Genomic DNA, 21,423 nt, shown 5'->3' on the forward strand with positions numbered 1-21,423 from the left:
CTAGCATTCCGGCGGTGAGCACGCCGGACGGCCCAGCGCTGCACCGGCGCCTCGGCACCTTCGACGCGGTGACCATCGGGCTGGGCTCGATGATCGGTGCAGGCATCTTCGTCGCCCTCGGACCCGCCGCGGCCGCGGCGGGGTCGGCGCTGCTCATCGGTCTCGCGATCGCCGCCGTGGTGGCCTACTGCAACGCGACATCGTCGGCGCGGCTGGCGGCGCGCTATCCGCAGTCGGGCGGCACCTACGTCTACGGACGCGAACGCCTCGGCGAATTCTGGGGCTTCACCGCGGGCTGGAGCTTCATCGTCGGCAAGACCGCGTCGTGCGCGGCGATGGCACTCACGGTCGGCTACTACGTGTGGCCCGCCTCGGCGCGCGGGGTCGCGGTCGGCGCGGTCGTCGCGTTGACCGCCGTGAACTACGCCGGGATTCAGAAGTCGGCAGTGCTGACCCGCGTCGTCGTCGCCCTGGTGCTCGCGGTGCTCAGCGCCGTGGTGGTGACGGTCCTCGGCTTCGGCGAAGTTGATACCGCCCAATTGTCACTCCACGCCGATGCCTCGCTCACAGGCGTGTTGCAGTCCGCCGGCTTGCTGTTCTTCGCGTTCGCGGGCTACGCGCGGATCGCGACCCTCGGTGAGGAGGTCCGCGATCCCGCCCGGACCATCCCTCGCGCGATACCGCTGGCGCTGGCCATCACGCTCGCCGTCTACACCCTCGTCGCAATCGCGGTGCTGGGCGAATTGGGCAGCGACGCACTTGCTTCCGCGACGGCGCCACTGGCCGATGCGGTGACCCAGGCCGGCTTCCCCGGCCTCGACGCCGTGGTGCGCGCCGGCGCCGCTGTGGCAGCGCTCGGCGCGCTGCTGACGCTGATCCTCGGGGTGTCACGCACCACGCTGGCGATGGCGCGTGACCGCCGCCTGCCGCACGCATTGTCGGCCGTGCACCCGCGGTTCGGCAGCCCGCACCGCGCCGAGGTGGTGGTCGGGGTGGCCGTCGCCGCGCTGGCCGTGGCCGTCGACGTACGCGACGCGATCGGGTTCTCGTCGTTCGCGGTGCTCCTCTACTACGCGATCGCCAACGCATCGGCCTGGACCCTGGGCCGCCGAACGATTCCGACGATCGGGCTGGCGGGCTGCCTGCTGCTGGCCGTCCTGTTGCCGCTCTCGTCTGTGCTTGTCGGCGGGGTCGTCGTGCTCGTGGGCGCCGTCGCCTACCGGCTGCGCCGCTGATCCCGTGGCGGAACGCCGTTGACCCCGTCGAGCGACCGCGCGTAGGTGCCGACGGCGTAGGCGACCGCCGGCCCGAGCACCGAGAGCGCGTCCCGGTTGATGCTGTCGACGGTGTCCCGTTTGGTCCGATAGTTCGGGTCGAACGGGACTCCCGCTCGGCCACCCCAAAGACGCGCCTGCACTTCACTTTTGCGTTGCGAGGCGCCGGCCGTCAGACCGCCGATCGGCACCCCCGCGGCGAGAAACGGGTAGTAGTCGGTGAACTGGCTCAGCGGCATGTCGGCGGGCCGCACGCCCGCGGTGTTGAGGTAGGCGGCCAGCGTGCGTTCGAGACCGGCCGAACCGGCAGGCACCGAGCGGGTGGGGATCTCCGGGTTGGGCTGGGCCGACTGGTCACCGTCGTAGGTGAAGTAGCCGGCATTGGGCGAGCCGAGCATGTCGAAGTTCAAATACAGCGCGATGTCGCGCAGTTCGTCCGGCGAGAGTCCCTGCAGGTATTTCGTCGGCCCGGCCGACCCGTTCTCCTCCGACGCCCAGAACGCGAAGCGCACCGCGTTGGCCGCCGGCGGCTGCGAACCCAACGCCGCCGCGGTCTCCAGCAGCGCAGCGATTCCCGTCGCGTCGTCGTTCACGCCCGGGCTGGCAGCGGAGCTGTCGAGATGTGCGCCGGCCAGGACGACGTTGTGAGGGTCTCCGGACCTGGTCTGCGCCACTACATTTCGGGTTCTCTTCATGACCGGCTCGCCGTCGAGGATCAGCCGCACCGGCGCCGTGGTCCGCCGCAGGGCGGTGTCGGCGTTCCGGTCGATCACCCCGACCGGAACGGTGAGGTCCTGGTAGTAGCCCGGCGTGAACAGACCGGCGGGGCTGCCGCCCGGTCCCGGGGTGCTGACCACGAGAAGGCCGACGGCGCCCTCGGAGACCGCCGCGTTCTGTTTGTCGACGACCGAGCAGCCGGTGTCGTCGACGACGGCGATCGCGCCCCGCACCGATGTGCCGTCGTAGTCGGACGCACGGCAGCCGGCGGCTTTGCGCGGCCGCAGCGTGACGGCGTTCAGACCGCCGGGCGGAGTGGTGATCAGTAGAGACGCCTGGTCGACGGGGAACTCGCGCCCGCCCACCCGCATCGCGGGGTTGCCGCCCTGGATACGGTCGAGCAGCTCGAACTCCGGAGTCGTGACGTCGAATCCCCTGTCGCGCAGGAAATTCGCGACATAGTCGACGGTGGCGTCGTAGCCGGCGGTGCCCTCGGCGCGGTTACCGTCGTTGCCGTCGGCGATCTCCTGCAGCTTGCGCAGGTGGGTGAACATTCCGTCGACGCCGACCTTGGCCGCCAGGTCCTGCGGCGTCGGCGGCGGCTCCTGCGATGAGCACGACGTCAGTGCCGCGACGACCCCGACAACGACTCCGATACTGGCCGCCCACCGTCTCATGAGGCGAGCGCGTGGCGGGTCCGCAGATCGCGGGTGGGCAAGCCGTTGGGGCCACCTTGATCTTGCGCGTAGATACCGATCGCGTACGACACCCCCGCGCCGTGGATGCCCAGCGCGGTGCGATCGATGTGGTCCAGGGTGTCGGAAGCCTTGTGGTAGTTGGGGTCGAACGGCTGGCCGGCCTCGCCGCCCCAACTCTCGGCCTGCTCGGGTGTCATGTCCTTCTCGGCGCCCGAGAAGGTGCCGCCTGACGGGATGCCGGCCAGGGCGAATCCGTCATAGTCGGAGCGGCCGTCGAAAGTCGTGTCCTCTGCCGGTTTTCCGGCCGCGTCGAGGTATGCCACCAGGGTGCGTTCGATGCCCGCCGAGCCTTCGGGTATCCGGCTCGGGGCGCCGTCCGCGTCGGGCGGCAGGGATAGGTTTCCGTCGTAGGTGAAGTAGCCCGGATTCGGCGATGCGACCATGTCATAGTTCAGGTACATCGAAATGTCTTTGAGCGCCTCGACATCCAGCGACTGCAGATAGTTGTTCGACCCGAACAGCCCGACCTCCTCAGCACCCCAGAAGCCGAACCGTACCGCGTTGCGCACGTCGGGGGAACCGCCCAACTGCACCGCGGCCTCGAGGACAGCTGCCACTCCGGAGCCGTTGTCGTTGATGCCGGGTCCCTCCGGGACACTGTCGAGATGGGCTCCGGCCATCACGACGTTGTGCGTGTCGCCGGTCTTGGTCTGGGCGATGACATTGCGGGTGTGTTCTGTACGCACGCCCGCATTGAGTTTGAGCGTGGTGTCGCCCGGAGCGGCCCGCAGCCGTTCGCCCTCGGCCTTGGAGATGCTCACGACGGGGATCTCCACCTCGGTGTCTTCCCCGAGGGTGCCTCCCATCTCGTCGTTCTCCTCGTTGTTGGCGACGATCAAGGCCACCGCTCCGCGTTCGGCCGCCGCCTGCTCCTTGTCCGAGAACGGGCACACGCCGCGGTCGACGAGCACGACGGCGCCCTTGACGGGTAGGCCCTCGTAGTCGGAGGCCGTGCATCCCGGCGTGTCCTCGACGCGGGCGGGCACCAGTGGCCCCGACACGCCGTCGGGCGGCGTGCCGATCGTGAAGTTCAACGGCTTCGCGGTGATCTCGGTACCGCCGACGGTCAGCGCAGGTTCGTCGGCGAACGGTAGCCGCACCTCGAACTCGGGTGTCTGCACGTCGAAACCGTTGTCGCGCAGTATGTCAGCGACGTACTCGACGCTGGCGTCGTAACCCGCTGTGCCCAGCGCCCGGTTACCGTCGTTGGCGTCGGCGATCTCCTGCAACCGGACCAGGTGCGCGTACATGGCGTCGGCGGAGGTTCGCTGCGCGAGCGTCCTGGCGAACTCCACGGCCGCGGGTGCGACGCCGGCCTGCGTGGTGGGCGGCTGCACCGTCGGTTGCTCTTTGTCGCGGCCGCATCCGCCGAGCACCACGACGGCGGCCGACATCAGCGCGATTGCTTTCGAAACCCTTGTGTGGCTCATTGCCCACTACGTTAGCGTCGCCGGGCCCGTCAGCTGAGCGACAACAAACTCCGCCACGGCGCGCATGCCCGCCGCGTTGGGATGCAAGGGGGCAGGGGTGCCAGGCTGGAAAAGTGTGAGCAGCCCGAAATTCGTGGCCCAGGGATCGGCCGACCAGGCGTGATGTGCGCGGCTGGGCTCGGCGACCCGTACCAGTCCGCAGCCGGTGGTGGCCGCCGCTTCGGCGGTCAGCCGCTCCAGCGTTGCGGCGACGTGACGGCCGGCCGCGACGTCGGTCTCGGACAGCGGCGGCGCCGCCGTACCGGCAGGCGGCAGCAAGGTGAGGTAGTCGACGAACAACACCGTCGCGCGCGGTGAGCGGGTACGCAAAGTCCGGCCGACCTCCTCGAGCGACGCGGCGACCTCGGTCAGCGCCGCCTCGCGGGCCCGCGGGTCCAGTTGTGCGCGCAGCAGCCCGCCCAGCAGCGGCACCTTTCGTAGGGCGGGCGGCAGGCCGGCGGCGAACAACATCTGTACGTAGCCGACATCGTTGCCGCCGATGGTCACGGTGACCAGGTCCTCGCTGCCGTCCAACGCCGAAACCTGCGGCGGCGCATCATATTGCGCCTCGTGCAGCACATTGGCTGTGGTCGCGCCGGAATACGTCACGTCGACGAGGTCGAGCCCCAACTTCTCGGCGACCAGGTGCGGGTAGTTGCGCGCCGATCGGCCCGCGCGCCGGGGTGCGCCATCGGCACGGGGCGCGATTCCCGGGCCGGCCGCCATCGAACTTCCCAGTGCGACATAACGACTCATGGGGCCGGACTGGAAGCCCGGGCCCAGAACCGCTTCGGAATGCGACCCGCCTGCCGCGCCAGATGACCGGCGGTGACGGCGGCGGCCATCGCTGCGGCCATGGCGGGCGGATCCGCGGCACGGGTGACGGCGGAGGCCAGGAGCACGGCGTCGCAACCGAGTTCCATCGCCAACGCGGCGTCGCTGGCGGTGCCGATGCCCGCGTCCAGCACCACGGGAACCGAAGCGGCCTCGACGATCATCTCGATGTTGTGCGGGTTGGCGATGCCCAGACCGGTGCCGATCGGCGAACCCAGCGGCATCACCGCCGCGCATCCGATGTCTTCGAGCCGGCGCGCGAGCACCGGGTCATCGTTGGTATAGGGCAGCACGATGAAGCCATCGTCGACCAATTGCTCTGCCGCCCTGACCAGTTCGACCGCGTCGGGTAGCAGCGTGCGTTCGTCGGCGATGACCTCGAGCTTCACCCAGTCGGAGTGCAGCGCCTCGCGCGCGAGTTGCGCGGTCAGCACCGCCTCGGCCGCGCCGCGGCAACCCGCGGTGTTGGGCAACGGCGTGATGCCCAGGCGGTTGAGCAGCTCGAGCACTCCGGTGCCGCCCTCGGCGTCGACGCGCCGCATCGCCACGGTGGTCAATTCGGTACCGGAGGCGACGAGCGCCTCTTCCAGCACAGCGAGGTTCGCCGCGCCGCCGGTGCCGAGGATGAGCCGCGAACCGAACTCGCGACCGGCGATGGTCAGTTTCGTATCAGCCACCCTGCACCGCCGTCACCACCTCGACGCGGGCGCCCTCGGACAGCGCGATATGCCACTCCGACTTCGGCAACACCGACCAGTCCACCGCGACCGCGATGCCCTTCTCCGGGAAGCCCAGTCGTTCCATGAGCGCGGCGACCGTCGTCTGCGCATCCACTTCAACCGCTTCGTCGTTGACAAGTACCTTCATCGCATTGCTCCTCGCGTACGCGTCATCGCATTGCTCCAACCATCACATCGAGTTCGGCCGCGATCCGTTCGGCGGTCCACGGCGCGAGAAGAAATCCGTTGCGCCCATGGCCCGCAGCGACCAGTGTGCGCTCATCGAGGCGTTCGACGAGCGGCAGTCCATCGACGGTCATCGGCCGAAGGCCCGCAGCGCATTCGGCGAATTCGTACTCGCCCAGGGCGGGCATCACCGCACATGCGTCGTCGAGCAGTTCGCGTACTCCCGTCACCGCCGGTGCGGTGTCGCGGCCGTGTTCGTATTGGGTCGCGCCGACCACGACTCCGTCGGCGCGGGGCACCAGGTACACCTGCCTGCCGTGAACCCGGGCGCGAACGACCCGCGTCGGTACGGGCATGCAGCCGCGGCGCCACCGCAGTCGCAGCACCTCGCCCTTGACCGGGCGGATCGGCAGATCGGGCCAAAGGGTGGGCGCGTCAACGCCGTTCGCGATGACCACGGCGTCGGCCTCTACCTGGGCGAGATCTGACACGGGCGGCGCCCACTGCACCCCGAGCCGCTCACACAGCGCGGCCAGCTCCCGCACCACCGCGCGGTTGTCGACGGCCAGTTCGGTTTCGGCGCGAAAGCCGTGCCGGATACCTTGTGCCAGCAGCGGTTCGATGTCCCGGGCGCTCGACGTCACCGTCACCGGATGCCCCTGGGCCGCCAGCCACTCGCCGACGGTCCTGAGGTCGGCGGCGTCGGCGCGGTCGACGGCGACGACCAGGGACTCACGTGCGGTGACGACGTCGTCGGGCAGGCCGTCGAGGAAGCCGCCGTGCCACAGGTGCAGCGACTCCAGCCCCAGCTGCAGCAGCTTCTCCTCGCCGGGCCAGCCCTCGCTGTGCGGGGCCAGCATGCCGCCCGCGACCCACGACGCGCCCCGTTCGTCGGTGCGGTGCACGCGCACGTTCCAGCCGCCCATCAGCGCGCGACGCGCCACGGCCAACCCGATGACGCCGCCGCCGATCACGGCGAGACTTGCGTTGGTCAACATCCCTCCCTTCGCCGGCATGACCCGGATCAGGTGCGACGGTAAGGGCAGGTGCGCATGCCCACTCTCAGTCCCCGGTCCCGGGACTCCCGCGTTCGTCAATCCACCCTACCCGGCGGCGTCAGCGACGATCGGGCGTGCGGCGCCGATCGGCTAGCGTCGCGGTGTGCACGAACCTCGGAAGCGCCTGGCCACCGCGTCGCTGTACCTGTGCACCGACGCCCGCCGTGAACTGGGCGATCTCGCGGAGTTCGCCGACGCGGCGTTGGCCGGCGGCGTCGACCTCATCCAGCTCCGGGACAAGGGGTCAGCGGGCGAGCAGCGGTTCGGCCCTCTGGAGGCGCGTCAGGAACTCGAGGCGCTCGAGGTGCTCGGCGACGCCGCGCGCCGCCACAACGCACTGCTGGCCGTCAACGACCGCGCGGACATCGCCGTGGCCGCCGGCGCGGACGTGTTGCACCTGGGCCAGGACGATCTTCCGCTTGCTGTCGCCCACGACATCGTCGGCGATCGGCCGGTGATCGGCCGTTCCACCCACGACGTCGATCAGGTCGACGCCGCGATCGCCGAAGCCGTCGACTACTTCTGCGTCGGCCCCTGCTGGCCCACGCCGACCAAACCGGGCCGGCCCGCCCCCGGCCTCGACCTGGTCCGGCACGCGGCCCGGCGGGATACGGCCAAGCCGTGGTTCGCGATCGGCGGCATCGACGCAGCGCGGTTGCCCGAAGTGCTGGCGGCCGGCGCGCGGCGCATCGTCGTGGTGCGGGCGATCACAGCCGCCGAGGATCCTCGAGCGGCCGCCGCACAGTTGAAGGCGGCGCTCAGAGCTGCGGGTTGACAAGAAGCGGGATCGAGGCGAACTCGTCGCGCAGCCGCTCCCAACTCGCGGCGAAGCCGGGATGCAGCGGCAACTCGGCGACCTCGTCGACGGCGACCCAGCGCAACTCGGCGCTTTCCTGGTTGGGCACGGTGTGCAGCATCGCGGGCGCATCGGCGATGACCGTGCTGTACGTCCAGCTGACTCCATCGGCCGCGACGATCTTCGTCTGGACCACCTTGCGCACGGTCAGCCGGTCCTGCGGCAGGCCCGCCTCTTCGTGCGCCTCCCGGATGGCGGCCTGCTCGGCCGTCTCGTGACTGTCCCGCGCGCCGCCGGGCAGACCCCAGGTGCCGCCCTGATGACTCCACGGCGCCCGGTGCTGGAGCAGCACCACCGCAGCGCCGTTGTGGCCGGGAGCCCGCAGCAGTAGGCCGGCCGCGCCGTACCTACCCCAGTAGGCCTGGCCCGCCGAAACCACCCAGCCGTCACCGTCGCCACGCACGCCTCAACAATAGGGGCGCCCGCGTTGCCGGAAACTCTTAGACTTCTTTTATACAGTTGAGAGCGGTCGGAACGACGAGCCGGAAAGCGATGCTGATGAGGTCCGCGCGAACGTGACTGTGGAGTTGGCGCACCCGTCGACGGAGCCGCTCGCCTCGCGGTCACCGGGAACACCGGCGCACCAACGGTGGTGGTTCCTGTGGACCACACCCGGCCGGATCCTGACCATCGGGGTGGTGCTCTCCGCGCTCGTGATCGCCAGCGCATTCGCCACCTCGACGACGATCAACGACCGTCAGCAGGCACTCACCACGGTGCTCAACCACACCGAACCGCTGGCGTTCGCCGCCGGACAGCTGTATACGACGCTCTCGGTGGCCGATGCCGCCGCGGCCACGGCGTTCATCGCCGGCGCGGAGCCCCGCGACGTCCGGCACCGATACGAACAGGCGATCACCGACGCGTCGGTCGCGGTGACCCGGGCATCGAGCGGGCTCACCGACGAGGATCTGGTGCAGTTGCTCGGCCGGGTCAACGCCGAGCTGTCGATGTACACCGGTCTGGTCGAGACCGCGCGCACCAACAACCGATCGGGCAACCCGGTCGGCTCCTCCTACCTGTCCGAGGCGTCGGCGTTGATGCAGACCCAGATCCTGCCCAGCGCGCAGCGGCTCTACGAAGAGACCTCGGCACGGGTGGATGCCGAGACCAGCGCGTCCACCCGGATCCCGGGCCCGGTCATCCTCGTCGTTCTGGCGACCCTGTTGTTCGGCGTGTTCGCCAACCGCTGGCTGGCCCGCCGCACCCGCAGGCGGATCAACATCGGCTTCGTCGCGGGCGGCCTGGCGGTGCTGATCATGTTGATCTGGGTGGGGACGGCGCTGATCATCTCGACCGCCGACAGCCGCAGCGCCAAGGACACCGCCGCGGAGTCCCTGAAGACCATCACGAACCTCGCGATCACCGCCCAGCAGGCGCGCGCCGATGAGACGCTCTCGTTGATCCGGCGCGGCGACGAGGAGGTGCGCAAGCAGTCCTACTACCAACGCATCGACATGATGCAGCAACAGCTTTCGGACTATCTGGCTCGCGACGACGCGATCGACAAGACCGATCTCGCCGAGGCCGAACAACTGTTGAAGAAGTGGCGCGCCGCAGACGACCGGATCAACGCCTACATCGGCGTCGGTAACTACCAGGCCGCGACCCAGGTGGCGTTGGGCACCGGCGAGGACGACTCCACGCCGGCGTTCAACAAGCTCGACGAGGCGCTGAGCAAGGGCATCGAAGAGAGCCGGAACCAGTTGCGCAACGACATCATCAACGCTCACCGGGTGTTGTCCGGCGCGACCGTCGGAGCCGCGGTACTCAGCGTCGCCGCGGCAGTCGCGGTGGCGCTGGGACTCTGGCCGAGGTTGAGTGAGTACCGGTGACAGCCAGGCTTTTCGGGGTGCTCTTCGGGATCCTCACCAGCGCCGCACTGGTGCTCACCGGATGCGGACAGGCGGCGTCGGTGACGTCGACGCCCAATGTCACGCTGCCGCCGCCCACCCCGGCCGGCATGGAGGAGCTGCCGCCCCGGCCAGTTCGCCCGCCGGACGAATCCGAGGACGAGTGCAACCGCACGGCGAGCCTGCGACCGTTCAACACCCGAGCCGAGGCCGATGCGGCGGTCGCGGACATCCGCGCGCGCGGCCGGCTGGTCGTGGGGCTCGACATCGGCAGCAACCTGTTCTCGTTCCGCGACCCGATCACCGGTCAGGTCACCGGATTCGACGTCGACATCGCCGGTGAGATCGCGCGCGACATCTTCGGCACCCCGTCCCAGGTGGAGTTCCGCATCCTGTCGTCGGCCGACCGCATCGCCGCCCTGCAGAACAACCAGGTCGACGTCGTCGTCAAGACCATGACGATCACCTGCGAACGCAAGAAAGTGGTCGGCTTCTCCACCGTCTACCTGACTGCCAATCAGCGCATCCTCGCGCCCCGCGACTCGACGATCCGGCAGGCGTCGGACCTGTCGGGCCGGCGGGTGTGCGTCGCCAAGGGCACGACGTCGCTGCAGCGGATCCAGCAGATCACCCCGTCACCGATCATCGTCGGGGTGGTGACGTGGGCTGACTGTCTGGTGGCGCTGCAGCAGCGGCAGGTCGACGCGGTCAGCACCGACGACTCGATCCTGGCCGGCCTGGTGTCACAGGATCCGTACCTGCACATCGTCGGGCCGAGCCTCAATGAGGAGCCTTACGGCATCGGGATCAACCGGGAGAACACCGGTTTGATCCGGTTCGTCAACGGCACGCTCGAACGTATCCGCCGTGACGGCACGTGGAACACGTTGTACCGCAAGTGGCTCACGGTGCTCGGGCCCGCGCCCGCGCCCCCGGTTGCGAGGTACTCCGACTGATGTCCGAGACACAGCGCGAAGAGTTCGACGAGGGCCCGGGCACACAACCCGCGAGCTTCGACGACATGGGCATGGACTCGGCGTCGACCATCCGCCCGATGGCCACCCAGGCGGTGTTCCGGCCGCAGTTCGACGACGACTCCGAGGGCGCCTCGGTGGGCACCGGCGACACCGAGCCGCAGGACCACACCACCACGACGAGGGCATTGTCGCGGACGCGGCGCCTCGGTGGCGGCCTGGTGGAGATCCCGCGGGTGCCCGCCAAGGACCCGCTCGAAGCGCTGATGTCCAGCCCGGTGGTCGCCGAGTCCAAACGGTTCTGCTGGAACTGCGGACGTCCCGTCGGCCGCTCCGGCGGCGGCAAACGCGCCCAGTCGGAAGGCTGGTGCCCGCACTGCGGTAGCCCGTACTCCTTTCTGCCCCAGCTGAATCCGGGTGACATGGTCGCCGACCAGTACGAGATCAAGGGCTGCATCGCGCACGGCGGACTGGGCTGGGTGTACCTGGCGTTCGACCACAACGTCAACGAGCGGCCCGTGGTGCTCAAGGGTCTGGTGCACTCCGGCGACGCCGAGGCGCAGAAGATCGCGATGGCCGAACGGCAGTTCCTCGCCGAGGTGACCCATCCCGGCATCGTGAAGATCTACAACTTCGTCGAGCACGAGGACAAGCACGGCAACCCCGTCGGCTACATCGTGATGGAGTACGTCGGCGGCACCTCGCTCAAACAGGCCAAGGGTGAGAAGCTGCCCGTCGCCCAAGCCATTGGCTACATGCTCGAGATCCTGCCGGCGCTGGGCTATCTGCACTCGATCGGGCTGACCTACAACGACCTCAAGCCCGAGAACATAATGATCACCGAGGAGCAGCTCAAGTTGATCGACCTCGGTGCGGTGTCGACGATCAACTCGTTCGGCTACCTCTACGGCACCCCGGGATACCAGGCGCCCGAGATCGTGCGCACCGGGCCGACGGTGGCGACCGACATCTACACCGTCGGGCGCACCCTCGCCGCGCTGACCCTCAACCTGCGCACCCGCAAGGGCCGTTACGTCGACGGGCTGCCCGAGGACGATCCGGTGCTGGCCGAGTACGACTCGTTCGGCCGCGCGCTGCGCCGGGCGATCGACCCGGACCCCCGGCGCCGGTTCGGCAGCGCGGACGAGATGTCGGGCCAGCTGCTCGGCGTGCTGCGCGAAGTCGTGGCCAAGGACACCGGGTCGCCGAGACCCGGTCTGTCGACGGTCTTTTCGCCCGCCCGGTCCACGTTCGGCATCGATCTGCTGGTCGCGCACACCGACGTGTACCTGGACGGGCAGGTGCACTCCGAACGGCTGACGGCCCAGGAGATCGTCAAGGCGCTGCCGGTTCCGCTGGTGGACCCGACCGACGTCGGCGCGGCGGTGTTGTCGGCCAGCGTGTTGAGCCAACCCGTGCAGACGCTCGACCAGCTGCGGGCGGCTCGGCACGGGGCGCTGGAGTCCGAGGGCATCGATCTGTCCGACTCGGTCGAGCTGCCGCTGATGGAGGCGCGCGCCCTGCTGGACCTTGGCGACGTCGCCAAGGCCACCCGAAAGCTCGACGACCTGGCCGGGCGGGTGGGCTGGCCCTGGCGGCTGGTCTGGTTCAAGGCGGTGTCCGAGCTGCTGACCGCCGACTATGTTTCGGCGACAAAGCATTTCACCGAGGTGCTGGACACCATGCCCGGTGAGCTGGCGCCCAAGCTGGCCCTGGCGGCCACGGCTGAACTGGCCGGCGGCGCCGCTCAGCAAACCCCGGCGGGCAAGTTCTACAACACGGTGTGGTCCACCGACAACGGGGTGATCTCGGCGGGCTTCGGACTGGCCCGCGCACAGTCTGCGGCCGGTGAGCGAGACGCCGCCGTCAAGACGTTGGACAAGGTGCCGGCGATGTCCCGGCATTTCACCACCGCCCGGCTGACCAGTGCGGTCACGCTGCTTTCCGGCCGGTCGTCGAGCGAGATCACCGAGCAGCAGATCCGCGACGCGGCCCGCCGCGTGGAGGCGCTGCCCGACACCGAACCGCGGGTGTTGCAGATCCGGGCCCTGGTGCTGGGCACCGCGATGGACTGGCTGGCCGACAACACCGCGAGCACCAACCACATCCTCGGCTTCCCGTTCACCGAGCACGGGCTGCAGCTCGGCGTGGAGGCGTCGCTTCGCGCCCTCGCCCGCGTGTCGCCCACCCAGGCGCATCGCTATGCGCTGGTCGACCTCGCCAACAGTGTCCGCCCGACGAGCACGTTCTAGCGGTCCGGCCACGCCGTCCTGGCCGCTCGCCGCTTGGCAAAAGTCGTCGTCGCCGCCGGCGACCCCACACGATGGGAGCCTACGGAATCCGTAGGCGGCGTCAGCAAACCCGGCCCCACGGAGCGCTTCTTTACAGCGTCCGCGCATGTAGTAACACTCGATGGTCTGCTCGCGGAATCCGTAGTAATCTGCATCACAGGTTGAGGTCACAGCCAACTGCAGAAGTCATCGGGGTGTGAACTCCCGACGTGCGGCTCGGAGAAACAGTAAGGCGCCCTGACGGCATCGGCGGTTTCAAATGCGTCTCGACAACAGGAGTGCACCGTGTCCGCTGTAGGAACCTGCAGGGTGTTCCGGCCGGATCCCCGGTCGTTCGATCGGTGCGAACACCATCACCGCGCTAGCTTCTCGGCGTCTCACCGGAAAGGTTCGACGGTCCTCGTGACGGTCGATGGAGAGCTCGATGCGACCAACAGCCGCGCCCTCGCCGGATACGTGGAAGGACAGATCGCGGGCACCAGACGCCTGGTGATCGACCTTCGGCTCGTCGACTTCTTCGGCACGGCGGGATTCGCCGCCCTGCACTACATCAACGTGATCTGTTCACGGAGCGGGATCGACTGGGAGGTGCGCTGCGGCAGGCAGGTGCGCCGGCTGCTGGCCATCTGCGATCCCGCGGGCGAGCTGCCGCTCGACAAGCCGCGCTCACTGCTCGACGAGGTGGGTGCAGGCGCGAGCGATCGCCAACTCCTCATCAGTGGGAACCACTAGCACCGTCGTCGGGGAACTATCGGCCGAGATGCGCCGGGCCGTCTTCTCGGGGCTGGCGTTGAGCCGTTCATCGAGCTCGATTCCCAACGGCGCCAGCCCGCTCAGCGCGTCGCGGCGCACCGCCGCGTCGTTCTCGCCGACACCCGCCGTGAACGTGATGACGTCGGCGGAGACCAGCAGCGCCAGGTACGCGCCGATGTACTTGCGCAGCCGGTGGATATACACGTCGTACGCCAATTGTGCTGCGGTATCCCCGGATTCGATGCGCTGGTGAAGGACCCGGAAATCGATTTCGCCGCCGAGGCCACGTACACCGGATCGGCGGTTGAGCATCTCCTCGATGTCCTCGACGCCCATGTTCGCGGTGCGCCACAGGTAAACCAGCACACCGGGATCGATGTCTCCGGACCGGGTGCCCATCACCAGCCCCTCCATCGGAGTCAATCCCATGGAGGTGTCCACCGGGCGTCCACCGACGATGGCCGACGCCGATGCGCCGTTGCCCAGGTGCAACACGATCTGGCGCAGTGAGTCCAGCGGCTCCCCCAGATACGCGGCGGCCTGTTCGCTGACGTACTGGTGCGACGTGCCGTGGAAGCCGTATCGACGGATGTGCCACTGCGCGGCAACGTCGCGGTCGATCGCGTAGTTCGCGGCCGCAGGCGGTAGATCGTGGAAGAACGCGGTGTCGAAGACAGCGACATGGGGCAGGTCGGGCAGCGCCTTGCGCGCCTCCTCGATACCCAACAGCGCGGGCGGATTGTGTAGGGGCGCAAGGGCGGACAATTCGTCGATCTTGGCGACCAGCGCGTCGTCGATGAGTGTCGGCTGATAGATGTCCGGACCGCCGTGGACGACCCGGTGCCCGACGGCGACGAGCCCGAGCGTGTCGAGCCGCTGCCCCGACTCCGCCATCTGGTCGAACGCCTTCTGCAGCGCCTCGGCGTGGTCGCGAACCTGGCCCTCCCCGATACGCTCGACGATGCCGTCCACCACCATATCCGCTGAATCAGGCTCGACGACAGCATATTTGAGCGACGACGAACCCGAGTTGAGCACCAGGACGCTGCGGGCCATCAGAGTGTCTGCGCCTGGATGGCGGTGATCGCCACGGTGTTGACGATGTCCTCCACCAACGCCCCGCGCGAGAGGTCGTTGACGGGTTTCTTCAGCCCCTGCAGCACCGGTCCGATCGCGATCGCGCCCGCGCTGCGCTGCACCGCCTTGTAGGTGTTGTTGCCGGTGTTGAGGTCCGGGAAGATCAGCACCGTCGCTCGGCCGGCCACCTTCGAGTCCGGCATCTTGGACTTCGCCACCGACGGTTCCACCGCGGCGTCGTACTGGATCGGCCCGTCGACGAGCAGATCCGGCTCCCGCGCGATGACCAGTTCGGTTGCCGCCCTGACCTTCTCGACCTCCGCGCCGGATCCGCTGGTGCCCGTCGAGTAGGACAGCATCGCGACCCGCGGTTCGATTCCGAAGCTGGCCGCGGTGCGTGCCGACGAGATCGCGATGTCGGCCAGTTGCTCCGAGGTCGGATCCGGGACGATCGCGCAGTCACCGTAGGCCAGTACCCGGTCGGCCAGGCACATCAGGAAGATGCTGGACACGGTCTCGACGTCGGGTAGCGTCTTGATGATCTCGAACGCCGGTCGCACCGTGTGCGCGGTGGTGTGCCGCGCCCCGGACACCATGCCATCGACCATGTCGTTGTACACCAGCATGGTGCCGAAGTACGAGACGTCGTGGATGGTCTCGCGGGCCTGTTCGACGGTGACGCCCTTGTGCTTTCGCAGTTCGGCGTACTGCTCTGCGAACTTGTCGCACAAGTCGCTGGTCTGCGGGTTGAGCACCGTGGCGCCGGAGATGTCGACGCCCAGTTCGGCTGCGCGGGGCCGGATCTGCGATTCGTCGCCGAGGATCGTCAGCTCGGCGACGCCGCGGTGCAGCAGCCGGCCCGCCGCGGTCAGGATGCGGTCATCGTCACCCTCCGGCAGCACGATGTGCTTACGGTCGGACCGCGCCCAGTCCAGCAACTGGTAGGTGAACATCTGCGGAGTGACTACCGCCGGTATCGGGATCGCCAGCTGGGCAAGCAGTTCCGCGATGTCGACGTGGGACTCCATCAGCGCCAGTGCCGTGTCGATCTTGCGCACCGAAGTCGCCGTCACCCGGCCGCGGGCCGACGCCACCCGGCTCGCCGTCTCGAACGTCCGAAACCTGGTTGCGATGATCGGCAACCGCAACCCCAGCCCCGACACCAACGCGGCGATCGCCGGATGCAGTTCCAGGCCACCGTTGAGGATGATGCAGGACAGTGACGGAAAGCCCTCGGCGGCATGGGCACTGGCCAACGCGAGCACGACGTCGGACCGGTCACCCGCCGCGATCACGGCGACACCCTCGGTGAGTCGCTCGAGTACCCGTTCGGCGGTCATGCCCGCGACCATCAGATCCATCGCCTCACGTGACAGCAGCGCCGGATCACCGCTGAGCAGCGTGCCTTCCACGGCCTGCTGCAGTTCGGCGACCGAGGGCGCGACCAGCAGCGGCTCCTCCGGCAGCGCGTAGCACTTGGGCTCGAAGCGTTTCAGCGCGTCGGTCACCGCGGACAGCTGAGCCGGATCGCAGCGGTTGGCGACGACAGCCGCGGTGTGCGCGTGCTGGGCGGCGATCTCGCCGAGGCAGATGTCGACGATGTGGGCGACCTGCTCGGGAGTGCGATCCTTGGCTTTCACCGCCAGCACCACCGGGGCGCCGAGGTTGGCCGCGATACGCGCGTTGGTCGACAGCTCGCTGGGCGCGGCGACGTCGGTGTAGTCGCTGCCGACGATCAACACCGCGTCGCAGCGGTCGGCCACTCGGTGGTACCGGTCGACGATGTCGGCCAGCGCGCCGTCGGGGTCGTCGTGCAGCCGCTCGTAGCCGACGCCCACGCAGTCGTCGTAGGGCAGCCCGGCGGTGCTGTGTTCGAGCAGCAGTTCGAGGATGTAGTCGCGGTCCTCGCCGAGCCGGGTGATCGGCCGGAAGACACCGACTTTGGCCACCGTGGCCGTCAGCCGGTGCAGGATGCCCAGCGCGACCGTCGACTTGCCGGTGTCCCCTTCCGGCGATGCCACGTAGATGGCGGTTGAGCGCTCGCGTGAAGACAACGGCTCCGGAACGGGGTCGGCGGGCACGCGACCCAGCCTAAGGCAATCTCATCCTGCGGTCGGTTCCATCGGCACGTCGACGGTGGTCGCGAGTCCGCGGTGGTCGGAGCCTGGAAGCGGGGCGGTGTAGGCCGCCGTCGCCGCACAGTTACGCGTCAGCACATGGTCGATGCCGATCACCGGCAACCGGAACCGCTTGCCGGGATAGCTGCGGGTCATGCCCGCGCCGGCCTGCTCGGCAGCGTCGCGATACCCCTCTGCCAGCAGGGCCCGGAACGGTCGCATGTCGTAGGTGGCGTTGAGGTCGCCGGCGACGACGACCGCGCCGGAACCGGCGTCACGGGCGACGGCCCGCAGCGTCTCGGGTAACCGCGCGATGTCGCCGCTGAACCAGCGCAACGGCTGCACCCACGGCGCGGCCAGGTGCACGGCGAGCACGGTCAGGTCGGCCCGTACCCCGGGCACGCGGACGCGGGCGCTGAGCATCGGCATCTGATAGCCCGCGACGGAGGCGGAGGCCACGATCGGATGACGGCTCCACACGCCGATGCCCGCCGCCATCGGGCGCGGGTCGAGCACCCGGTGGCCGAACGCGGCGTCGAGTCCGGCGGCCGACATCGCGTTCGCGGCTTCCGGCGTCATCTCCTGCACGACGAGCACATCCGCCGACCCGGTCGCCAGTTCGACGATCGCACGCGCGTCCGCCCGCCCCATACCGAGGTTGGCCGTCACGACCCGCAGCGCAACCGAGGGCACCGGGGTCTTCTCCGGCCCGAAGTACCGCGGGGCGAGCACGGCGAGCATCACCAGGCACAACACCGCGGCCAGGATCGTCGGTACCCACCGCCGCGCCACGGCGAACAGCGCCATGGCCGCGATGCCCGCCGCTGTCAGGTACGGCGCCGCCGCCGCGAGGATCAGCACGATCTCGTGATCGATCGGCAGATAGCGTGACAGCAGCCCTGCGAGCGCCACCGCGAACGCGAGCGCGCCGAGGACCGTTGCCGGTACTCGAATCATCTTGTGCGGGAGGGGTTCTCGACGTGAATCAGCCGAGGCGGCGCAGCCGCGGCTCGAGGTCGCGCTGAAACAGCTCGAGGAACCGGCGCTGATCGTGGCCGGGGGCGTGGAACACCAGGTGGTTCAGCCCCCACTCGACGTACTGGCCGACCTTCTCGACGGCCTCGTCCGGATCCGACGCGACGATCCACCGTTTGGCCACCTGCTCGATGGGCAGTTCGTCGGCGGCCTTCTCCATCTCGATCGGATCATCGATGGAGTGCTTCTGCTCTGCGGTCAGCGACAGCGGCGCCCAGAACCGGGTGTTCTCCAACGCAAGCTCGGGGTCGGTGTCGTAGGAGATCTTGATCTCGATCATCCGGTCGATGTCGTCGACGTTTCTGCCCGCGGCCGCTGCGCCTTCGGAAACGGCGGGGATGAGCTTGTCTTTGTAGAGCTCCTCGCCCTTGCCGCTGGTGCAGATGAACCCGTCGCCAGCGCGGCCCGCGTACTTGGCGACCACCGGCCCTCCCGCCGCGATGTACACCGGGATGCCACCCTCAGGCACGTCGTAGATCGAGGCGCCCTTCGTGCGGTAGTACTCGCCGTCGAAGTCGACCCGGTCCCCCAGCCACAACTCGCGCATCAGCTTGACCGACTCCCGCAGCCGGGCGAAACGCTCCTTGAACTCCGGCCAGTCGCCCTCGTAGCCGGTGGCGATCTCGTTGAGCGCCTCGCCGGTGCCCACGCCGAGGAAGATCCGGTTCGGATACAGACAGCCCATCGTCGCGAAGGCCTGCGCAATCACCGCGGGGTTGTACCGGAACGTCGGGGTCAGCACCGAGGTGCCGAGGATCAGGCTCTTGGTGCGCTCGCCGACCGCGGTCATCCACGCCAGGGAAAACGGTGCGTGACCGCCCTCGTGGCGCCACGGCTGGAAGTGGTCGCTGACCGTCGCGCTGTCCATGCCGTGCTCTTCGGCGGCCACGGCCAGCTCGACCAGTTCCCGTGGCGCGAACTGCTCCGCCGACGCCTTGTATCCGAGTTTCAAGTCCACACGTCGTTTCTACTCCACCCTCCTAAACTCGCGGCATGGCAGCAGAGCTGAGCGCCATCACCGACAGCGTCCACTTCGCCTACACCGAACTGGTCAACTGGACGCTGGTCACCGACGACACCGGGGTGGTGTTGATCGACACCGGCTTCCCCGGCAACCGCGACGACGTGTTGCGGTCGGTGCGCCAGCTCGGCTTCGACGTCGACGACCTGCGCGCAATTGTGTTGACGCACGCGCACATCGACCACTTCGGCTCGGCGATCTGGTTCGCGAAAACGCACGGCACGCCGGTGTACTGCCACGCCGCCGAGGTCGGTCACGCCAAGCGGGAGTATCTCGAGCAGGCGTCGCCGGTCGACATCGCCAGGCACATCTGGCAGCCGCGCTACCTCACGTGGTCGGTGGCGATCACCCGCAAGGGCGGGATGGTGCGCGACGGAATATCCTCCGCGCAGGCCCTCACCGCAGAGGTCGCGGCGGGCCTGCCCGGCAAGCCGATGGCGATTCCAACGCCGGGCCACACCGGCGGGCACTGCTCATTTCTCGTCGACGGTGTGCTGGTGAGCGGTGATGCGTTGGTCACCGGTCATCCGCTGCTGTCGCACGACGGGCCGCAACTGCTGCCGGGCCTGTTCAACCACGACCAGGACGGCTGCGTGCGCAGCCTGGCCGCGCTCGGCCTGTTGGACACCGAGGTGCTGCTGCCGGGGCACGGCCCGGTGTGGCGGGGGTCGATCCGAGACGCGGCGGAGGCCGCGGCGGCCAGAACTTAGACGATTTTCTGGTAGCCGAGCAGGAAGACCGCGGTCAGGCACAGGCCGCACGCGACCACGATCGTCGGCATCAGGATCATGGCGTCGAGCTCGTCGTCATCGAGCACGTCGCTTTCGAAGCGGCCGAACAGCACCCGCGCCACCCCGGTTCGGCGGAAGGTGTGCACCATGGTGCGGACGGCTTTGCTCTCGCGTCGTCGACCGATGAACACCCGCGACGCCACCCCGATCAGAAACGTCAACAGACCGGCCGCAACCAGCAGCCAGCCGACCATCGTCTGCGATAACGCCACAATCACCCCCGGTGTCGGCGACACCTCGATTCAGCTTATCGGCCGGGGCGCAGGTCCTTGGCGAACGCGATCGGATACACCTCGCCGTCGGCGGGTAGCGGCTCGTCGAGGCGCGTGTAGCCCGCGGACAGGTACAGCGCCTCGGCTTCGGGTTGGCGGTCGCCGGTCGTCAGGTAGACGCGGGCATAGCCGCGGGCGACGATCTCGCGCTCCAGTTCGCCCAGCAGCGCCTTGGCGTAGCCACGCTGCCGGTGGTCGCTGTCGGTCCAGATCCGCTTGAGTTCGGCGGTGGCATCGTCGAACCGGCGGAACGCACCGCCGGTAACGGGTCGTCCGCCGCTCAGGCCGATGAGCAGACCGCCGTTCGGGGCTTCGAACTCGTCGGCGGGATGGCTCCGCAGCCACGTCATCACCCGTTGTTCGGTGCCGCCGTAGCGACGGGCGTACTCGACCGCGAGTTCGGCGAGAAGCGGCTCGGCCAGCGGATCGTCCTGACCGACCGACACGAAGCGGAGCTGATGGACTGCGGCGGACTCGCTCACGCGCTTATCCTTCCGCAATGACCTCGGAGCCGAGCGTGTCGGGCAAGGTGGCTTTCATCACCGGAGGGGCGTCTGGCATCGGCGCAGCGCTGGCGGCCAGGCTCGCTGACGGGGGCGCGGAGGTATGGATCGCCGATCGCCAGATCGGCGCCGCGCAGGAGTTGGCGCAACGCCTCAACAGCGGTGGCGCAACGGCACATGCGGTCGAGCTCGACGTGCGCGACTACCCATCGTTCGAGAGCGTCGTCGCCGACGCGGTGCAGCAGTCCGGACGGATCGACTTCCTGTTCAACAATGCCGGCATCGGGGTCTCAGGTGAGATCGACTCGTACACACTCGACGACTGGAACGACGTCATCGACGTGAACCTGCGCGGCGTGGTGCACGGCATCCAGGCGGTCTATCCGATCATGATCCGTCAACGCTCCGGCCACATCGTCAACACCGCGTCCATGGCCGGACTCACCACTAATCCGAGCATGGCGAGCTATACCGCGACCAAACATGCCGTGGTCGCGCTATCGCGGACGCTGCGGGTCGAGGCCAAGCGTCACGGCGTGCAGGTCTCGGTGCTGTGTCCGGGCGTGATCCGGACGCCGATCCTGACCGGCGGGGAGTACGGGCGGAACAACCTGCCCGGTGTCACCGAGCAGGACCTGCTCAAATCCTGGGAGCAGGCGCGGCCGATGGCACCAGAGGTTTTCGCGCAGCGCGCTCTTCGCCGCGTGCTGCGGAACGACGCGGTCATCGTGGTGCCTGCGTGGTGGAAGGCGTGGTGGTATCTGGAACGGCTCTCGCCCGCGGTGTCGTTGCGCTTTGCAAGTCTGCAGCTCAAGCGTGTCCGGGAAATGACCGCCACGCTTCCAAGCCAAACTTGACAGGTGTA

The 21,423-nt window shown here is 68.7% G+C and carries 21 protein-coding genes; 8 read left to right on the top strand and 13 right to left on the bottom strand.

The window, feature by feature from the left end:
* Nucleotides 1-14 precede the first annotated feature (14 nt).
* Nucleotides 15-1,235, top strand: coding sequence for an APC family permease (locus AU187_RS22555; protein ID WP_059099277.1), 1,221 nt, complete (start codon nucleotides 15-17; stop codon nucleotides 1,233-1,235).
* On the opposite strand, the gene AU187_RS22560 is transcribed toward AU187_RS22555, so the two are convergent.
* Genes AU187_RS22560 through thiO form a run of 6 tightly spaced genes read right to left on the bottom strand, consistent with a single transcriptional unit; the run spans nucleotide 1,217 to nucleotide 6,955 of the window.
* Nucleotides 1,217-2,668 carry a M28 family peptidase gene (locus AU187_RS22560; RefSeq protein ID WP_059099278.1) on the bottom strand — a complete coding sequence of 484 codons (1,452 nt, stop codon included), beginning with the start codon at nucleotides 2,666-2,668 and terminating at the stop codon, nucleotides 1,217-1,219. The two genes, AU187_RS22555 and AU187_RS22560, sit on opposite strands and share 19 nt — an antisense overlap.
* Complete coding sequence (locus tag AU187_RS22565; RefSeq protein ID WP_059099279.1) at nucleotides 2,665-4,179, bottom strand: M28 family metallopeptidase; 1,515 nt, start codon at nucleotides 4,177-4,179, stop codon at nucleotides 2,665-2,667. Before AU187_RS22565 ends, AU187_RS22560 begins: the two co-directional genes overlap by 4 nt.
* 6 nt (nucleotides 4,180-4,185) lie before the next feature.
* Nucleotides 4,186-4,974 carry an SGNH/GDSL hydrolase family protein gene (locus tag AU187_RS22570; RefSeq protein ID WP_059099280.1) on the bottom strand — a complete coding sequence of 263 codons (789 nt, stop codon included), beginning with the start codon at nucleotides 4,972-4,974 and terminating at the stop codon, nucleotides 4,186-4,188.
* Entirely contained in the window at nucleotides 4,971-5,729 is a 759-nt protein-coding gene (locus AU187_RS22575) for a thiazole synthase (RefSeq protein WP_059099281.1), read from the bottom strand. The genes AU187_RS22570 and AU187_RS22575 overlap by 4 nt, the downstream gene beginning before the upstream one ends.
* Complete coding sequence (thiS, locus tag AU187_RS22580; protein ID WP_059099282.1) at nucleotides 5,722-5,919, bottom strand: sulfur carrier protein ThiS; 198 nt, start codon at nucleotides 5,917-5,919, stop codon at nucleotides 5,722-5,724. Before thiS ends, AU187_RS22575 begins: the two co-directional genes overlap by 8 nt.
* 22 nt (nucleotides 5,920-5,941) lie before the next feature.
* A complete protein-coding gene (gene thiO / locus AU187_RS22585) occupies nucleotides 5,942-6,955 on the bottom strand; it encodes a glycine oxidase ThiO (protein ID WP_059099283.1) in 1,014 nt (337 codons plus the stop codon).
* Between the two features lie 163 nt (nucleotides 6,956-7,118).
* Between thiO and thiE the strand changes: the two genes are divergently transcribed.
* Entirely contained in the window at nucleotides 7,119-7,790 is a 672-nt protein-coding gene (gene thiE, locus AU187_RS22590) for a thiamine phosphate synthase (protein WP_059167304.1), read from the top strand.
* Here the strand turns inward: thiE and AU187_RS22595 are convergent.
* Entirely contained in the window at nucleotides 7,774-8,274 is a 501-nt protein-coding gene (locus AU187_RS22595) for an NUDIX hydrolase (protein ID WP_059099285.1), read from the bottom strand. The two genes, thiE and AU187_RS22595, sit on opposite strands and share 17 nt — an antisense overlap.
* A 112-nt stretch (nucleotides 8,275-8,386) precedes the next feature.
* Here AU187_RS22595 and glnX point away from each other — a divergent pair, with 112 nt between their 5' ends.
* The 4 genes from glnX to AU187_RS22615 all read left to right on the top strand — a co-directional run bounded on the left by glnX (nucleotide 8,387) and on the right by AU187_RS22615 (nucleotide 13,721).
* A complete protein-coding gene (gene glnX / locus AU187_RS22600) occupies nucleotides 8,387-9,706 on the top strand; it encodes a protein kinase G-activating protein GlnX (protein ID WP_059099286.1) in 1,320 nt (439 codons plus the stop codon).
* Nucleotides 9,707-9,723: 17 nt separating this feature from the next.
* Complete coding sequence (locus AU187_RS22605; RefSeq protein ID WP_156425472.1) at nucleotides 9,724-10,680, top strand: glutamate ABC transporter substrate-binding protein; 957 nt, start codon at nucleotides 9,724-9,726, stop codon at nucleotides 10,678-10,680.
* Nucleotides 10,680-12,950 (top strand): serine/threonine-protein kinase PknG, encoded by a 2,271-nt coding sequence (locus tag AU187_RS22610; protein WP_059099288.1) that lies wholly within the window; start codon nucleotides 10,680-10,682, stop codon nucleotides 12,948-12,950. Before AU187_RS22605 ends, AU187_RS22610 begins: the two co-directional genes overlap by 1 nt.
* 348 nt (nucleotides 12,951-13,298) lie before the next feature.
* On the top strand, nucleotides 13,299-13,721 hold the full coding sequence (locus AU187_RS22615) for an STAS domain-containing protein (protein ID WP_172800340.1): 423 nt from the start codon (nucleotides 13,299-13,301) through the stop codon (nucleotides 13,719-13,721).
* Here AU187_RS22615 and AU187_RS22620 read toward each other — a convergent pair.
* From AU187_RS22620 to fgd, 4 genes are read right to left on the bottom strand one after another with little or no spacing between them, the layout of a single operon-like run.
* Nucleotides 13,656-14,798: an acetate kinase gene (locus AU187_RS22620; protein WP_059167306.1), complete on the bottom strand. Its 1,143-nt coding sequence runs from the start codon at nucleotides 14,796-14,798 to the stop codon at nucleotides 13,656-13,658. The genes AU187_RS22615 and AU187_RS22620 overlap by 66 nt on opposite strands.
* Complete coding sequence (gene pta, locus AU187_RS22625) at nucleotides 14,798-16,900, bottom strand: phosphate acetyltransferase (protein WP_231740305.1); 2,103 nt, start codon at nucleotides 16,898-16,900, stop codon at nucleotides 14,798-14,800. The genes AU187_RS22620 and pta overlap by 1 nt, the downstream gene beginning before the upstream one ends.
* A gap of 21 nt (nucleotides 16,901-16,921) precedes the next feature.
* Nucleotides 16,922-17,893, bottom strand: coding sequence for an endonuclease/exonuclease/phosphatase family protein (locus AU187_RS22630; protein ID WP_059167307.1), 972 nt, complete (start codon nucleotides 17,891-17,893; stop codon nucleotides 16,922-16,924).
* 28 nt (nucleotides 17,894-17,921) lie between these two features.
* Nucleotides 17,922-18,929: a glucose-6-phosphate dehydrogenase (coenzyme-F420) gene (gene fgd / locus AU187_RS22635; RefSeq protein ID WP_059167308.1), complete on the bottom strand. Its 1,008-nt coding sequence runs from the start codon at nucleotides 18,927-18,929 to the stop codon at nucleotides 17,922-17,924.
* A 35-nt stretch (nucleotides 18,930-18,964) separates the two neighbouring features.
* Here fgd and AU187_RS22640 point away from each other — a divergent pair, with 35 nt between their 5' ends.
* Complete coding sequence (locus AU187_RS22640) at nucleotides 18,965-19,702, top strand: MBL fold metallo-hydrolase (protein ID WP_059167309.1); 738 nt, start codon at nucleotides 18,965-18,967, stop codon at nucleotides 19,700-19,702.
* On the opposite strand, the gene AU187_RS22645 is transcribed toward AU187_RS22640, so the two are convergent.
* Together AU187_RS22645 and AU187_RS22650 are read right to left on the bottom strand one after the other, a co-directional pair.
* Nucleotides 19,699-19,977 (bottom strand): hypothetical protein, encoded by a 279-nt coding sequence (locus tag AU187_RS22645; RefSeq protein ID WP_059099330.1) that lies wholly within the window; start codon nucleotides 19,975-19,977, stop codon nucleotides 19,699-19,701. The genes AU187_RS22640 and AU187_RS22645 overlap by 4 nt on opposite strands.
* 53 nt (nucleotides 19,978-20,030) lie before the next feature.
* Entirely contained in the window at nucleotides 20,031-20,537 is a 507-nt protein-coding gene (locus tag AU187_RS22650) for a GNAT family N-acetyltransferase (RefSeq protein WP_059167310.1), read from the bottom strand.
* A gap of 17 nt (nucleotides 20,538-20,554) precedes the next feature.
* Here AU187_RS22650 and AU187_RS22655 point away from each other — a divergent pair, with 17 nt between their 5' ends.
* A complete protein-coding gene (locus AU187_RS22655) occupies nucleotides 20,555-21,415 on the top strand; it encodes an SDR family NAD(P)-dependent oxidoreductase (RefSeq protein WP_059167311.1) in 861 nt (286 codons plus the stop codon).
* Nucleotides 21,416-21,423 lie beyond the last annotated feature (8 nt).

Source organism: Mycobacterium sp. IS-1556, assembly GCF_001499985.1.
In the GTDB taxonomy this organism is placed as follows: domain Bacteria; phylum Actinomycetota; class Actinomycetes; order Mycobacteriales; family Mycobacteriaceae; genus Mycobacterium.